We start from the raw sequence: 16,112 nt of genomic DNA on the forward strand, positions 1-16,112 counted from the left end.
TTCAATTACATTTATTAGGCTTCCGATGCGACCCTCTTGTAGCATATGGAAGCATATTCGAACATATTTTACTTGCTAACAGCATTGCTTGAATCTGGATCTTTAGGGCCTATTTCTAAAGAAGAAAGTTCTAATATTTTATCTCCATAAATATCTTTAATTGGACAAGGATAAACCGAGTTTATACTTTCGTCTAAGACTGAAACAAGTTCTCCATCTTTCATTATATAAAGCGATTGCGATCCACTTTGTGCACCGATAGAACCGGATACAAAGACTCCATTTATATTACTTTTAGCTTTTGATATATTCATACTTATACAAAATTCGGAATCATTTTGCGCTGTGCTTACTAAACTATACTTATCATTTATATATGTTTTTTAACTAATGAAACTGCATATTGCTAAGAACATTAATAGCAAATTCCTTTCTCTCATAAAAACCCTGGCAGAGTGAACGAAAACTAATTTCTATGAAATATTTTAACAATGAGGTTTCATGGAATGTTCATATTCCTGTTAGGATTAAGATTAAAACCAGATTTTTAGCCGTTTTCGTAACATAATTATAAATTTTTATTAAAAAACGAAATATAGATTTTAAAACTTGCACGCATTTTTAGTTTTTGCTCAGCCTGCTGGTAGACGTGAACAAATTGTAGCCACAATTTGTTTTGCTAATAAATAAAATTTAAATTTATTTCTATTTTAGAAAAATTGATTTACAAGTAGCTTAATTTAAATATCCCGCCACTCGCCTTCCATATAATTAGATTTTATAGGCTAGCTTTGCTGTGCTTATTTTTATCAAAAGCATAACATTGAGCATAACTCAACTTCTACAAGGGCTTATCACTGTGTAAAAATCAATATATTTTTTACCACACTGTATAATCAATACCGTCTAAATCCAAACTATAAGTAATTCGGACTACCGATTTTGGGAATATTCCTTCTTTAAAAGAATCCTTTGTAATTTTAGGGAAATTATAATCTACTAAATATTTTCTTTTTTCAAGTACTTTATATTTACTTTCTCTTATACTTGAACCCAATTCATATCCTTGCTTTAATAATTGCATCTCTAATTTAGCTTCATCATATCCTAAATTTATTAATTTAATTTTCATATCATTAACTGATAATCCAGTATTTGATTCTTCAAGTCTGCAAAAATAGAGATATAATTCCTTTTTACTAAATAACTGGTGCTGTCCTGTAATTGTAATAATACTTCCATATCTTTTTATTGTTGATTTTACTTCAAAACTTTCATTATCACTTTCTATATCATGACTTCCGCTGTTTGCTGCTGACCATTCTACATTTTTGTTCATCTTATATAAATATTCTAATACAAGCATCTCTGCAATAATGCTGTATGCTTTTTTATCATATATTGAGTTTCCTAAAAGTTCTTTCCAATGCTTCCACCATTCAACGGGATTGTTCAAAAGCCTAATTCTATCCTCGCCATTTTCACCAGGTCCAATAAACTGTACACAAAGTGTTGCAAATTCATTCCTCACATTTTCTATAAAACAGCTTAATATAAGATACTTGCTGATAATACCATCAATATATATTTCTTTAGAATAAAGCCTGGCATTTGCGAATTTTTCATATATATCTTCTTCTTTATCATATGGTATGGCTATACCATATTCTTCATCCATCCGTATTACAATTGCTGGAAATTGCTTTGGTACATTTATAATTTCTCTGACACCTCTTTTAGTAGATGCAAAGTATTCTCGTATTTCATCCAATATGTTCATTCTTTTATATCCCTTCTAAATAGTTTACTTTCTTCTTCAAACTTAAACACTTATTTCCAAATCCTTAAATAATGAACGTACATATTCCCCCTCACCGCCTATGTATAGAGCCGGCTCAATAACTTTTGTTCTTGCAGTATTCAGTTTCATTATAACTCTGAACAATGAATCTGCTTTAGTTGCAGTATTTCTATTAAACTCTGCTAGTTCTCCTTTTGATACCCTACTATGAAAATACATAATGTTTCTATAAACACCAATGTAATATCCCTTCCCTGAGCGATCAATCAGATTAAGAATTGTATCCGTAGTAAATCCAGGTGATTCAATTACATCAAGTGTTTTTTGTACATTTCCCTGCCATGATAAATATATGTACCACCATAATGTTCGCAGCCATATTTTGCTTCCGCGTTTCCAAAAGTGCGCTTCATTATCTTTTCCCCACCTATCTGTCACTAAATCAGGTACTACTTTCAATGATAAATATCTCCAAAATCCATCATCTGAAGCAGTTCTCATATTAAATAAAGATCTATTTTCAAAATAGTTATAGATATAAATTCCAAAATGAATGTCTATATCATAGTCCCTTGAATATTTTTCTTTTACTTCTTTATAAACATTCTGTAATTCATTTCTCATTTCTAAATAAAAATCATCTACACTAGGTAGACATGATGAATCTCTTATCCATTCAACCATTAGTGTCTGAGCTTCCTGTCTTTTTAATGTTTTCATACTCATTTTTATGCCTACATCCTTTCATCAAAAAACTCTCTTATTGAATAAGACAGTAATTCAGGTTTACTTGCATTCCATCCTAAAGTTGTTATAAAATAATTTACAGCTTGTGCAATACTACCATTTTCAAACTCTGCCGCTTCACTTACTATAGAATCCCAAAATGATTCACTTCTTAGTTTAGTTATAACTATCGTTAATGCACTTGCCATAATTTCTTTTAAAAGTTGCTCATTATATGTTGTCTTTGTCTTATCCAAATACTTATAATTTTTATGACCTGAATTAATATATATTGAAAAGCATTCTGCAAAATCATCATATCTCGGATCTTCCCACTCACAGTTTAAATACCATAATGGTTTTTGTGAATCATTAATTTCATAGATAGGAAACATTGATCCAGTACCATCAAGTCTTAAGTAAAACTTATCTATTTCTACAACTATACATCCAGAAGAATTTGCAAGATGCTGTTCATTGTTTAATGGATTACCAGGCTTTTTTATGTATAGAATTGTAGTAAATTCTACATCTCCTCGTAACTGTGCTTTGTCAAAAAAATATTCCATATTAATATTTAATTCTTCACATGTATTTTTTATTTCACCAACCTCTATTATTCCACGCTGTTTTGAATCTGCAGAAGTCCACACAACAGCAATTCCTACCACTGAATTACTACATGCAACACCCTTTTCACCAAAAATAATGTCATAATTATTAAACTTATATTGTCTATTTATGCTAAGGTTATGTTCATCTATATTCCATATCCCCTCATTGTCACTTATCATATATATTACCGAATCATCACTAATTCTCTCACACTTAAGGAAATTCTTTTTACTGTTTTCCATATAACAAAATGAATACTCTGATATCTCAATACTTATATTCTTTAACATATCTTCTGTAATCATTGGAAAAGATGAAATAGCTGCTAGCATTATTTACCCTCCCTATCTGCTTCAATGATAAATGCAGGCTTAAAGTCTCTTCTTTTCATATTTATTTTTATACTGCATTCTATACTGTATTTGTGAGATTCTTTTGAATTTATTGTAAATCCATAAAAATTATTATCAGATTTCAACTGATTTATAACTAATTTATCATATTTCTGTGTTAAATTAGTTTCATCCAATATCATTGAATAGTTTAGACTGTTTTTATCATCAAATGTTATTAATTTAATTTTTATATATTCAATATCAAATGGAAATTTCATTCTCATTTTCTCTTCCCATTGAGCAAATGTAATAGTTCCACCTTCTGCATCAACACCAAAACTAAGACTAATATTACGTATCTTATTTTTAGCTGTTACTAATGTTATGACCTCAATTCCATCTTTCATATATTTTATATTGTTCTTTTCTAAAGAAAAAATTACATCTCCATGTTTTTCAGTATGTCTTGAGTTACTTTTATTTTTTAATGATACGCTTGGTTTTTTTCCAAAATTCTGAGGTGGTAATAATAAATCACCAAATACTTTACCTAGTCCACTACTTTTTTTTTGAATCATAGATTCATCATCTGCTGTAAATTCTTTAGATATCTTACCCCTAACATGTCCTTGAATTTTATTTATAATTTGTGGATGGTTGTTATACAAGCTAAAATCATTCCACGATGTATGATCTGCCATTTCTCCTTTTCGTACATACTCTTCAAGTGAATATTTTTCTGAAGTACCAGTAAGTTCATTTTCCGAATTTAATACAAATACTCCAATAATATAATTATCATTATCTGAGGCCTGTATACCATCAGTCCAAGAACCTACATTTTCATATGAAACTAACATACCTGGTTTTCTTGTAAACGTAACTATAGGTTTATTCTTTTCTATATCAGCATTTATACAGTTAAAATATTCATAAGGACTGGGTTTATTGTCTGGATATTCCATTTTTAATAATTTTCTATTTGCTTTTATAAAACAAAGTGTACCAGCTTTACCCTGTTTCAATACATTCTTTAATACTATTTTCTGATATTTTATATCAGCTTCATTAATGATGTCATCATACTGTAATTTCCCATTTGCAACTGCACAATTATATAATGATTGTATTATCTGATATGCTGGCTCCATTGAATCTTTTGTCACTGGATTTGAATTAATGCTTGCTCTAAGAAATTTTCCATAAGGATAATGTGTATTATTTAATCTTGGAGAATACCATCTTTGCAAAGAAATTCTAAGATATTCTTCAATATTATACTGCCAAGATTGTTTTTTTTGCTCTCCACCCTCTGTAATATCAACAATTTGATTATTTGATAGTAACTCTTCTTGATTTATATACGGTATTATAATAGTTGTACCTGTTTCATCATCTTTATATTGTTCAATGTTAAATATGTCAAGGATACGATTGATATAATCTTTATCTGTTAAAGGCTGCGTTTTATTTTCGCCTCTTTTTTCTCCCCACCATGCTATTCCTCGTTTAGACTTACCTTCATATTGAGGTATTAATGAGTCAGCATTGTTTTCATCTTCTACCAAACATGCTGCCATTCTTGATTCGTATTCTCCATCCTCTTTTCTTATTCTACTGTAATACAAAACCAATCCCATTCCCACACGAAAATACACTGTTTTCCCAAGTCCCCATGAACCGCCTGCACCCTCTGCATCTTGAGGTTTACTTATTTCATAAATAAGTTTTAATAAATTTCCATAGTTATTATCTGATAAATCATCGTAATGAAGCTTTCCTGTAAGTCCAACAGTATTAGTATCACTAATTGATATATATTTATATTCTTCTTCATTATATCTTTTATCTAATGTTTCTGTTATTCCTTCAAGTTCGCTATTAAACCTAAGTTTATTAAAAGAACCAGTTTTGAATTTTACAGTAACATATTTGTCTATATCATTTTTAGCATCAAGACTATTTTGCACTGATTCTCTTATAAATAAATCAAGTATAGGCATATCATTATTTTGTATAAGTTTTAGTAAGGAGCTTCCTGATTGCGTCATTCTTCCCGGTTCAGCTATTTCAATCTTCATTTGTATCATCCAAATCCCCTTCATCATCAAATATATCATTCTTAATATGTATTGAAACTGTTTCTACATAATTAGTGCCTCTTTTTCCTCCTGGTATATTTATACTTAATCCAACTATATCCTCATCAAGATTTAAATCATATCTGTTTTTATTTGTATTACTTGCTTTAGATCTACCAGATACTTTATAAATTATTAACTGTGGTGTCATATCAAGACCTGACTTATTTCCATTTCTTAAAATTCTTACTTCTTTTGATTTACATTTATTTATTTTTTCTATAAATTCTTCATCTTTATTATTTAAAACTATATCTGAAATTATATCCGTAGGATTACTTAACACTCCAATATCAACAATATCAGAGTTTTCATCTTTTTGAGTACGTGATACAATATTAACAGTTCCCTGTTTTAAGTTGTCCCAAGCACCATATTTATTACTTTCATTACCTGATACAATTACATTCCAATCTGTAAGTTTTCCTTCATCTGTAACTTTATTAATCCATTCAGCAATACTATCAATATCATTAAATGATTTTAATCTATCTACAAATTTATACTTTTCTAACATTTTACTTATTTCTTTAAATTTAATATTTCTCCATATAAGATTGTTTTTAGCATGTTTATTTTTACTTTTCTTCTCTTCTAGTTCCCCTAGGCTATTTAAAAAAGTTTCTACAATATTGATGTTATGTTTAAGTATTTCATTATTACGATAAAAAAGATACGTCTGCATAGATGCTCCTGTATAATCCATATCAGAAGGTTTTGCACTTTGCATTTTATTTTTAGCAACAACTCGTATAAAACTATATTTAGGAGTATTTTTTACTTTAGGTCCATAATTTTCAGGCTTTATTCCCATGCTATCCATATATTTAATTTCATTTCTTAAATCTTGATCAAGTTCAGATAAAAATTCAAACTGCTCCTTGGTCTTTGGTGTAATCCAAAGTCTTTGCAATAATTCATACCCTTTTCTGTACCCAAACCACCTTCCCATTTGCATAAGCGTATCAGCTTGTCCAACAGAACGTAAAAAATATGTACTAATTAACCCTTCTATAGTTAATCCTCTTGATAAAGTAGCACCACCTATGACTATAAAAGCTGGTGCAGGTTTTGGCATACTTTTAGCATCAGGATATGCAAGCCTTACATGCATCCCATCATTAGTCACTCGATTTTTTGAACAGTTATCAATACATACATGTATTCCATTATGATACTCAAGTTCGTCTTCACTATCCAAATGAATATTCGTTATTTGTTTCAAAAGTACCCTTATTTCATCTTCAATTTCTGTGAACTTAGGATATTTATTTATTTCTTCATCAGTTCTATCATAATCTGGATATTGTTCTTTAAAATTTTCAAAAGTAAATTTATTTGTCTCATCATTCCAAATTTCTTCACATTTTTTACATACATATTCATCATTATTCTGTTGTAGCCACCTTTGTATTGAATCTGCTATATGCTGATGATGATCTTGCCTTTGGCTAGAATGTACAAGCATACTTATTGCTTTTTTGTAATTCCACAATCGCATTGATGCTACACCACACAAAAACCAGCATATTGCATTTTTTAATGAATCCGGTATATCAGCTATTGTTCCATCATGAATATCTTTAATTCTTTCAAGATTTCCCTCGTCAATAATCCTTACAATATTCATTCCATCATACTCATCACTATCAACTCCAAATATCTGTTGTGGTCCAAAGTATTCTTTTGATACCCCAAGTGCTGATATGAAATTTCTAGGATATAATGATTCTTCTCCATGTTCATTTAAAATATTAGCATATGGTGTTGCTGTATATCCTATATAGTTCATTGCTTGATAATGTGAATTAATTTCTTCACTTTTTTCATTTTTCCCATTAACCAAATTTACTATAAGTCCATTTATTGTTTTACGCTGATTGTTAGTTATATCTGTAATATCGGCAGTATTAATCCCAGCTTGGTCCGCTTCATCATCTATAACCAATATTTTCATATGTTTCTGTTTATTAGCATCACTTTGAAGCCACTGTATTAATTTTTTTAATCTACCAGCATTCTTTAAACATACTGTAAAATATCTTTCTACAGAATCATCTTCGAAATGTAAGTCCTGTGTTCGTTGCCCTAATGATATTTTTTTAGCTGGATGTTCAATTCCTCTCCAAATTAAATTACCTGGAAAATTTAAATCATTTAAAAGTCTTGTCTGAGTTTGATCACGTAAATTTTCAATTGTTCCTGATAATACTATAAACATATTCCATCCCCAATCAGCAGACATAGCCATAAGTGCAGCCATATTAGAAGTTTTACCTGATTGAACATTACCGATAACAAGACCTTTTATAGGATTGCTATCTACTGTATTGCTGCTAAGCCTCTTTAGGATTTTTATTGATGATTTTTCAATATTATCAACAACCTTATCCTTAAATCCTTGTTTTAGAAGATTATTCTTATATAATATCCATGCTGACTTCTTATCCGTTGGCACTGTAACCGCATTATCTTGATTTTCATCTAATATCATGGAAGTACCTTCCATAAATTCTGCATCTTTTGTCTGTTCTTCCGCTTTCTTTTCTTGATTAACTATTTCTTTCCATCCAATTGAATTAATTTCCTCCCACCAATTTGTCTCTTTCTGCATTTCTAAAAATTTATTAAGTTCTTTTTCATTTTCTTTATTGGCATATTCAATATCTTTCCATTGTATATCATGCTCACGAGCCCCTCTAATCCAGTTTCTATGATTATCATATTTAGGTAATATGTAATTTACCATATGTATCCTCCCTTTTGTATCATAAATTTTATTAGTAAATAGAACTTGTCCACTTCGTTACAATTTATGTAACGGTTTCGTGTCATCAAACAACAAATGTAAACTCTCTATAAAAGATTATAGTCCTGTTGAATATTATTTTATAGAACTAGCCCTTTCTGTTTTCAGTTGACTGCCCCTCACCCATAGTTCACTACGGAAGTTAACAGTTATTTTGAAATAAACCTACATATAGGAAAATTTCCACCTCCTTTAAATTGACCATACCTTCCATTTTTTAATACTAACTCCCCTCCACATTTAGGACAAAAATCACTATTAACTTTTATAGCTTTTTCAGCTAAGTCTTGTGAATTGCTTTTACCTGAGGTTTTCTAGTTTCTTTACTATCAACATTTAAAGAAATTAATTTCTTTCACCCTATAATTTTCATTACATAACCCATTAACTCTCCTAAATCACCAGAAATAAGTTCAGCCACTCTTTCAAGATTTACAGGTGCAATATGACACTAGCAATATTTCCACATGATACAGGATCATTTATATCTATTTTTGCATTAGTAGGTATATCTGAAAGCATCGGATATAAGATAGTTACAGTCTTATCCCCACTACTGCTTACTGCATAAATCGCTAGTTGATATAACATTTTAGCTGGCAAACTTCTTTCCTACAAATCTGTATATTTAGCATCTAGCTATTTCACTACCCTCCCTTCATAAGTGCAAAGTCAGGTCTTGGAGTAGGTGATTCCCTGTTGCAGGAGTTAAACCCTAATGTATAAATGAACATATTCCGTAAGCTATACTGGCCTTTTACGGAGTATCCTTCACTACAGTTCTGCACTAATCTACCTATTAATGTTTCAAAAAATGCATTCATATCAAAAAAGTACCCTCGCAGATTAATATGTTTAGAACTTCCCTCTAATTGAATACCTTGTGATTCATACAAAATGTTAATTATTTCAAGGATCGCAGAGTACCTTTTTGATAATCTATTAAAGTAATTGCACGATAATGTATCCTTTGTAATTCCGCCTTGACCACAAAGTCTATTATTATCAATTCTGCTTCTATGTGATGATACGTTCTCTCCGCGCTCAATATAGCTCTTTTGAATTCCCCTATGGAGCAATTCCTCTGCTTCAACATAAATCTCATAGATAAGTAAGTCAAAAACTTAAAATTTTCTTCCCTCAACTTTCAATGTAAAATATTACAAATAAAGTTTTCCCGTTTTCAACACTCACTTACTTTTATACACATTATATCCTATTTAACTTATTAAAGGGATTAATATCTATTTTAAATAACAAAATATATCAAAAAAAGCTAAAAGGCTACATTCCTTTAATTTATATTAAAAGGGATGTAGCCTTCTCATGTTGGATTAGATATTTTCTTTAAAGTGTACACAGCTCTTTGTATATTTACAAATAATTATTTCTTTAAAGAATTATGTATTACTAATTTATTAATTTTTCATAACAAAATATTATTAATTGATTTAATTTTTTAATATCATCAGCAGAGGTAATTATTACTCTTGATTCACCAAGTGATTTCGGTGCTAGTTCAGTTTTGAAATCTGATACAATTGTTTCTATTTCAGTTAGCGGTAATTTTGTAATAACATTTTTATTACTACCATCTAAATTTATTCTCAAAAACCATTTAGTTGTATTCCCAACATATATTGAAAAATAAGCAGTAGTATCTTTGTAATTCAAATTAGTAATATCCTTATCCGCTTTACTTAGAACATTTTTTATATATTCAAATGAATTTAATTCATCCTCACTTGTTACAACAGCTCTTTTGGTTGAATTTATATTAGCTGTAGATTCAACACCGACTTTACTCTCTTCTACTTCGTCTTCTTTTCCCACAATTACATTTGACTCTGTTTCTTGTTGGTATAACCCCTTACTTACTATATCTATAACTGCGTTTGATATTGCTTTTTTAACTATTGGTCTAAATCTTTCTATTACACTGCTTGTAATTCTTGAACTGCTGACATCTCTTATTAAGTACCTTATAAATTCATCATCAGGGTTTTTAAATAGCTCTTTTAAACTATTATCTAATGTAGATGTATAAACTAACTCCTCAGCATACCTTACTAAAAAATCCTTATCAAATGACTCTTTTTTAAATCTTAGTAAAGTTTCAAAATCTGATTCCTTTAAATTCAGCAAATCAACAATAAGAAATGGTGTTTCATCCATTACATTATCTGCTGTTAAATCAGTAAAAAATTTATATTCGGTTCAATTAGTTATAATTGCTATTCTAACCTCTGTAACAGCATTAAAATATCTACAAAGTTGAGCATCGTGATTAGATAATTTTTCATTTACAGACTTAGCCTCAACAAATATAATAGGTGATCCATCTTTAAATATTGCATAATCAACTTTTTCGCCGCTCTTTTTACCAAAGTCAGCCACATACTCAGGTTTTATTTCTAAAGGATCGAAAACATCATAACCTAACACCTGTATAAATGGAATTATTAAAGATTGCTTTGTCGTTTCTTCGTTACTAATATGTACCATTCTTTCATTAACCTGCACTGATAATTTCTGTAACTCTTCCTTGAAACCCATCTACTCATCTCCTATACTCTTATATAATACCTTATTCTACAAATAGTATTATCTACCCTCTATTTTTGAAATAAATTCATGGATTTCGTATGACAAATATCCACCTAAATATAATACACAAGGATGGAACTGATATCCAAATAATTGAATAACTTATCATATTAACTTCACTAATTAAATCAAACTATTGAGATAATATATTTCCTTTTGTCTCCATGACTTCCCCAAAAATCAGCTAACTTTACCTTATCCCCTATGCATACCTTTAGCCCATCTTTTCTATTTTTTAGAAGTTCCAACTCAACCTCAATACCCTGACTTTGATCATTAGTTATTATAACTTTTATCCCATTATTTATATTTCCTAATATAAGATTACAAATAGGTGGACTACTATTTATTGGCGTAAAATATTTCAGCCATAGTACACTATCTACATTTATATAGTCATATACAAGAGCATCTTTATTTTTTTCAAATTGTAACACTGGAAAAGATGTTGCCTTAGGTATTGTTAATTTTTTTAACCTCTTATAGGACTCTTTTAAAGCACAAGTAGGTAAAACTATCTGACCTTCATCCACATTTCCAATAAACGTAACATTGCCTATGTAAGTTAAATAACCAGTATATGCTGCTACAAGTGCATCTAGTTTATCTGTTTTTTCGTGTCTTCCACATCCAGAAAGTATTTTTTCAAGACCTTTAAAACCTGATTTCTCTAGTATATCAAGTCTTTCTTTTAACCCCTTATCAGTATCTTTAGGTGAAGGAATATATTCTAACAAAACTGTAAAACAGGCATGAGGAAATACTTCTATAAACCCTTGAATAGTATTATTATATTTCCTATCGCTTATTTCTATATAACCTAATTCCTCAATCCTTGTGTAAAGATTAAATCCTGTTTTCATCCACCCTTTCCATCCAGTAATTTCATTCATGCTTCCTGGAGTAGAAAATGGATTTATTCCTCTTCTGGATAATTCATACTCGCTAACTTTTTTGTTGTAATGTCCCTTTAGTTTGCAATTTAAAGTCATCCTATACTGGTCATTATTCATAAACCCATAATTCAATTTATATGGAGCATCCACCGCTATTATAGATACTTCTTTATTTTTCAAATAATTAAGTAACCCATCAGGGACCATATTATCTATAAATTCTATATTTAGTTTCTCATCTATACTTGCCACAGTCAGTTTTTCCTTATGTACATCAACACCAATAAAGTTCACAAACCACACCACCTTGTTTAATCATCTTTCTTTTTATCACTCACTTCTCTTAGTCTCTATAATTCCCTAGTTGTTAATTGGTTTATCAAAAAAATCTTTACTCATATATATAAATAATATAGATCTTTAATATTTATTTTCCTATTGGATATCTAGTTCTAAACTCATTAAGCTGAGATGATAAACTAGAATCTAATGTACTAATTTTTTGATTGTAACCTGTAAGAGAGCCATTTGGAGACTCAACCATACCTTCGAATTCATTATATGAGTTATATATTTTCATAAGTGATTCATAAGCATCTTTATGTTTTGTTGGTGGATTAATCATTGTTTCCATTAATGCCTGTATGTCAGTTCTACCTTTAACAATTACATCCATTTCTCCATTTTTTTTGAATTCTTCATTTTTATATTTAATCGCATCATCAAAAGTATATGCCTGATTTCCATTAACATTAACAGGCGAGTTAAAAATAGCATCATGCCAAACACTTGAAATTGCCTGCGCATCTGTTTCAATTTTAATAGCTTGAAATGAAATTAAAATCATCCCTTTATTTAACATCATCATATATGCTACTTCAGCTTTTTCAGCTTTTATGACCTTTTGTTTATTTGAATATATAACACCTCCACCTGCAATAACCCCTATAAGCATTGTGATAATTATGACTTTAACTGGCGTAAAAAGCTTTTTTTTAACTACAATTTTAGTTGCCTGATCAATTTCTTCGTGAACTACATTCTCTGATTCTATCTTTTTTTGATTTTTATAAGTCCCATTAATATTTTTAATGTTTTTAATATTTTTAATATTTTTAAAAACCATAATAATTAATGGTAATATCAGAATAAAACTAATAACCGGTATTAAATCTCTTAGATAAGAGTAGCTTCCCACAAGCTCGTATCCATTATTATTTATAAATTGTAATCCAATATAATATAAAATAAATAATACGACCCCCAATATTGGAAAAATAAAAATCTTTTTCATAACAAAATGTGTTTTTCTCTTAATATTAGTTTGGTCGACGATGTTGTCAGTATCCCCCTTAACTTCTTTGACTTCCTCTACTATAATTTTAGTTCCACACTTATTACAAAACATACTATTATTAGGTAATTCTTGACCACATTTATTTCATACCATCTAATTTAACCTCCATCTGTTCCACTTATATATATCGTTCCCGTTACCTTACCTCTAAAATTTTAATTTCCTCTTATATTACAAGATTGAACATCTCCTACTGCGTTATATACTCCTAAATAATCTTTATTATTCTGTAGTTCAGTTCCATTCCTAACATCTTTTAAAGATGATTGCAATTCATTACATAACTCTATTTTAGAGTTCACACTGCTATCAGACTTATATGTTAATGCGATTTGATAATCTTTTATTGCTTCACTGAATTTCTCTGCTTTAATATTCTTTTGTGCTTCACTAATATTCAGATTATAATTTTTGGTATTACTATATTGTTGATATTTAGTAATGCCTATAATGCTAATAATTATTAAAACAATTCCTACTATACCTACCCATTTATATCCTCCTCATAAATATTAACTAATTTACTTCTCTACTTTTTACTGTAGTTGGAACATTTCTGTAATTCATTTATACCATGTTAATATTTTAGAGCACTCAGCATTGCTAAATTCCTCTTAATATTATTCATTTTATTATATCCCCCTTTAATATCAATTAGGTATAAGCCTATGCTTATACCTAATTGAGCACTTAATACTATATTTGTATGTATTAACACTCTTGTATTAACATCGAATAAAAGTTATCTTTCTTTACTGTTTAATTAAATTTTCTGTAATGGGGTCGTGTCAGCGACCAATAAATGTAACCCATCCATAGAAGATTATAATCATGTTAAATATTATTTTATTTAGCCAGCCCTTCTTATTTTTAAATAACTGTCCAGACCTCACAGTTCGTTACGGAAGTTAACTGCTATTTTGAAATAAACCTACATCTAGCAAATTATTTCCTCCCCCTCCCTACATATACATGAATTAAACTTACAAAGTCAAAAACTTCTAAATACACAGGTCTGCTATCATTACTAATGTACAGTATATAAATCTGTAATTAATTTTGTATATCTTTAAATATTTTAGAAAGATAATTTTGAAGAGATGATTTCAGATATAGAAATGTTGTATAATAGTCTTTGAATAAAGGTTAAATATAAGGAGGCATATTCTCTATGAATCAATTAGTAAAAGAAAAACTAGATAAGTTGATAGCTTTATTTCAAGAAGTATCTAGTGAGTATAAATGGGAAGGATCTTTAACTAATCATTTTACTGCATTGACTTATACATTAAATAACAGAGAGTTTGATAAAGAAAAGATAAAAGATGTGAGAAAGTATATTAATCAAAATACGGGAATATTTTCTAATTATAGAGGGACTTCTAATATCATTTTATCAGCTTTGTTATCATCTAAATATGAGAGTCCAAAACAGGAATTTGATAGAATACTGGATTATGATAAAAAGATGAGAAAAGCAGGATATAAGAATAATATGTATTTACCAATAGCAAGTTATGCCCTTTTAACTAGCTGTAGTGGAGAAGGATTGGATACAAGAATAAACAAAGCACTAGAGATATATAGTGAAACGAAAAAAAATCATCCATGGTTAACTGGTGGAGATGATTATCCACTTTCTATACTTTTAGCTAATTCAGAAGACACTGTTAAAAATACTATAGAGAATATGGATGAATGTTATAAATTGTTAAATGAAAATGGGTTCCATAAAAGTAATGGGCTTCAATTTTTATCTCATATATTGCAATTTCGTAAAGAAGAAAATAAAGTTACGGTTTTAAGATGTAAAGAAATATTTGATAAATTAAAAGATAATAACTTGAAGGTGTATACTTGTGGGTATGCCATGATTGGGTTTTTATCTTTACTTGGAGATAAAGGGTATGATGCAGTAGATCAAGTAATTGAAGTTGTAAGTATTCTTAAGTCAACTAAAAAATATAAATGGTTAACGAAAGAAACTCATTTATATACTGCGGCTGCTTTGGTTAGTGATGTATTTATTGAAAATATCAAAAATCAAAAAGATCTTATTCAAACAACTATTGGCATTTCTATTGAAACATTAATTGCAGCGCAAACAGTAGCAATCATTGCAGCAGCTAGTAGTACAGCAGCTATGGCTTCAACATCATCCTCCTAATAAGAAGGTATTGGAAACAAAAACATAGTGTTTAAAATGGACTGTCTAAATCAAACAGTACTTGTCCTTTACGTTACCAATTTCTGTAATTGGGCCGTGTCAGCCTCCTAAAAAAAGTAAATATAGACTATAGTGCATTTGGCTGAATCTTAAATGCAACTAATTTCCCTCCACCTTTAGGACAATAAGCACTATTAACTTTTATAGCTTTTTTAACTATTAGCAAACATAAACTTACAGTTTATGTAACTGCCTCCGAGGTCGTAGTAAAAACTGTAAGTTTTTACTTTGTAAGGAATTAGCTAAATGAAATATATATCAGTTGAATATATTCTGAAGCTACATGAAAAGTTGATAAGTACAACTGGTGGTTCAGATGGAGTAAGAGATATAGAACTTTTAAAATCGTCAATTGAGAACTCAAAAGTAACATTTGACGGAGAAGATTTATACGAAACAATTGAAGAAAAATGATCTGATTTGGGCCTGTTATCATTTCCCTTAACTCGTAGAATTTCTGTATTATCATACACATTGATTTCATCATATATTTTAATGGTCCCTTTTAACTTCTGTTGCAGTCTTACTACATTATCTAATGTATAAAACTTCTTTTAAATTTCCAAATTTTTTATATTAAAATCATAAATCTTCCTGC

General features: G+C 29.4%; 15 protein-coding genes and 1 pseudogene. 2 read left to right on the forward strand and 14 right to left on the reverse strand.

Annotated elements, in window-relative coordinates; translation table 11 throughout:
- Nucleotides 1–68 precede the first annotated feature (68 nt).
- From KPL54_RS20320 to KPL54_RS20380, 14 genes and pseudogenes are all read right to left on the reverse strand, one after another.
- Complete coding sequence (locus KPL54_RS20320; RefSeq protein WP_216108364.1) at nucleotides 69–314, reverse strand: hypothetical protein; 246 nt, start codon at nucleotides 312–314, stop codon at nucleotides 69–71.
- Nucleotides 315–880: 566 nt separating this feature from the next.
- The gene (locus KPL54_RS20325) at nucleotides 881–1,780 is read right to left on the reverse strand and encodes a PD-(D/E)XK motif protein (RefSeq protein WP_216108365.1); all 900 of its coding nucleotides are present in this window, start codon (nucleotides 1,778–1,780) and stop codon (nucleotides 881–883) included.
- Nucleotides 1,781–1,822: 42 nt separating this feature from the next.
- Complete coding sequence (locus KPL54_RS20330) at nucleotides 1,823–2,527, reverse strand: hypothetical protein (protein ID WP_216108366.1); 705 nt, start codon at nucleotides 2,525–2,527, stop codon at nucleotides 1,823–1,825.
- 8 nt (nucleotides 2,528–2,535) lie between these two features.
- Nucleotides 2,536–3,474, reverse strand: a complete 939-nt coding sequence (locus KPL54_RS20335; protein WP_216108367.1) for a hypothetical protein — start codon at nucleotides 3,472–3,474, stop codon at nucleotides 2,536–2,538.
- A complete protein-coding gene (locus KPL54_RS20340; RefSeq protein ID WP_253203634.1) occupies nucleotides 3,474–5,567 on the reverse strand; it encodes a hypothetical protein in 2,094 nt (697 codons plus the stop codon). The genes KPL54_RS20335 and KPL54_RS20340 overlap by 1 nt, the downstream gene beginning before the upstream one ends.
- Nucleotides 5,548–8,367: a Z1 domain-containing protein gene (locus KPL54_RS20345; protein ID WP_216108368.1), complete on the reverse strand. Its 2,820-nt coding sequence runs from the start codon at nucleotides 8,365–8,367 to the stop codon at nucleotides 5,548–5,550. Before KPL54_RS20345 ends, KPL54_RS20340 begins: the two co-directional genes overlap by 20 nt.
- 209 nt (nucleotides 8,368–8,576) lie before the next feature.
- Nucleotides 8,577–8,696 carry a topoisomerase DNA-binding C4 zinc finger domain-containing protein gene (locus KPL54_RS26605; RefSeq protein ID WP_216108414.1) on the reverse strand — a complete coding sequence of 40 codons (120 nt, stop codon included), beginning with the start codon at nucleotides 8,694–8,696 and terminating at the stop codon, nucleotides 8,577–8,579.
- A gap of 163 nt (nucleotides 8,697–8,859) precedes the next feature.
- Nucleotides 8,860–9,030 (reverse strand): hypothetical protein, encoded by a 171-nt coding sequence (locus KPL54_RS20355; protein ID WP_216108369.1) that lies wholly within the window; start codon nucleotides 9,028–9,030, stop codon nucleotides 8,860–8,862.
- Between the two features lie 44 nt (nucleotides 9,031–9,074).
- Entirely contained in the window at nucleotides 9,075–9,506 is a 432-nt protein-coding gene (locus tag KPL54_RS20360) for a 5-methylcytosine restriction system specificity protein McrC (RefSeq protein ID WP_216108370.1), read from the reverse strand.
- Between the two features lie 331 nt (nucleotides 9,507–9,837).
- Complete coding sequence (locus KPL54_RS20365) at nucleotides 9,838–10,602, reverse strand: hypothetical protein (protein WP_253203635.1); 765 nt, start codon at nucleotides 10,600–10,602, stop codon at nucleotides 9,838–9,840.
- A 42-nt stretch (nucleotides 10,603–10,644) separates the two neighbouring features.
- Entirely contained in the window at nucleotides 10,645–10,983 is a 339-nt protein-coding gene (locus KPL54_RS26200; protein ID WP_253203636.1) for a type I restriction enzyme HsdR N-terminal domain-containing protein, read from the reverse strand.
- A gap of 179 nt (nucleotides 10,984–11,162) precedes the next feature.
- Entirely contained in the window at nucleotides 11,163–12,224 is a 1,062-nt protein-coding gene (locus KPL54_RS20370) for a DUF429 domain-containing protein (RefSeq protein WP_216108371.1), read from the reverse strand.
- Between the two features lie 133 nt (nucleotides 12,225–12,357).
- Nucleotides 12,358–13,368 (reverse strand): annotated as a pseudogene (locus KPL54_RS20375) (zinc ribbon domain-containing protein); the annotation flags it as partial.
- A gap of 74 nt (nucleotides 13,369–13,442) precedes the next feature.
- Nucleotides 13,443–13,589 (reverse strand): hypothetical protein, encoded by a 147-nt coding sequence (locus tag KPL54_RS20380; protein ID WP_216108372.1) that lies wholly within the window; start codon nucleotides 13,587–13,589, stop codon nucleotides 13,443–13,445.
- An 869-nt stretch (nucleotides 13,590–14,458) separates the two neighbouring features.
- Here KPL54_RS20380 and KPL54_RS20385 point away from each other — a divergent pair.
- The gene (locus KPL54_RS20385) at nucleotides 14,459–15,454 is read left to right on the forward strand and encodes a DUF4003 family protein (RefSeq protein ID WP_216108373.1); all 996 of its coding nucleotides are present in this window, start codon (nucleotides 14,459–14,461) and stop codon (nucleotides 15,452–15,454) included.
- 306 nt (nucleotides 15,455–15,760) lie between these two features.
- Entirely contained in the window at nucleotides 15,761–15,928 is a 168-nt protein-coding gene (locus KPL54_RS20390; RefSeq protein ID WP_216108374.1) for a death on curing protein, read from the forward strand.
- Nucleotides 15,929–16,112 lie beyond the last annotated feature (184 nt).

Origin of the sequence: Clostridium estertheticum (assembly GCF_018861295.1) — a bacterium.
GTDB classification, from domain to species: Bacteria; Bacillota; Clostridia; order Clostridiales; family Clostridiaceae; genus Clostridium_AD; species Clostridium_AD estertheticum_D.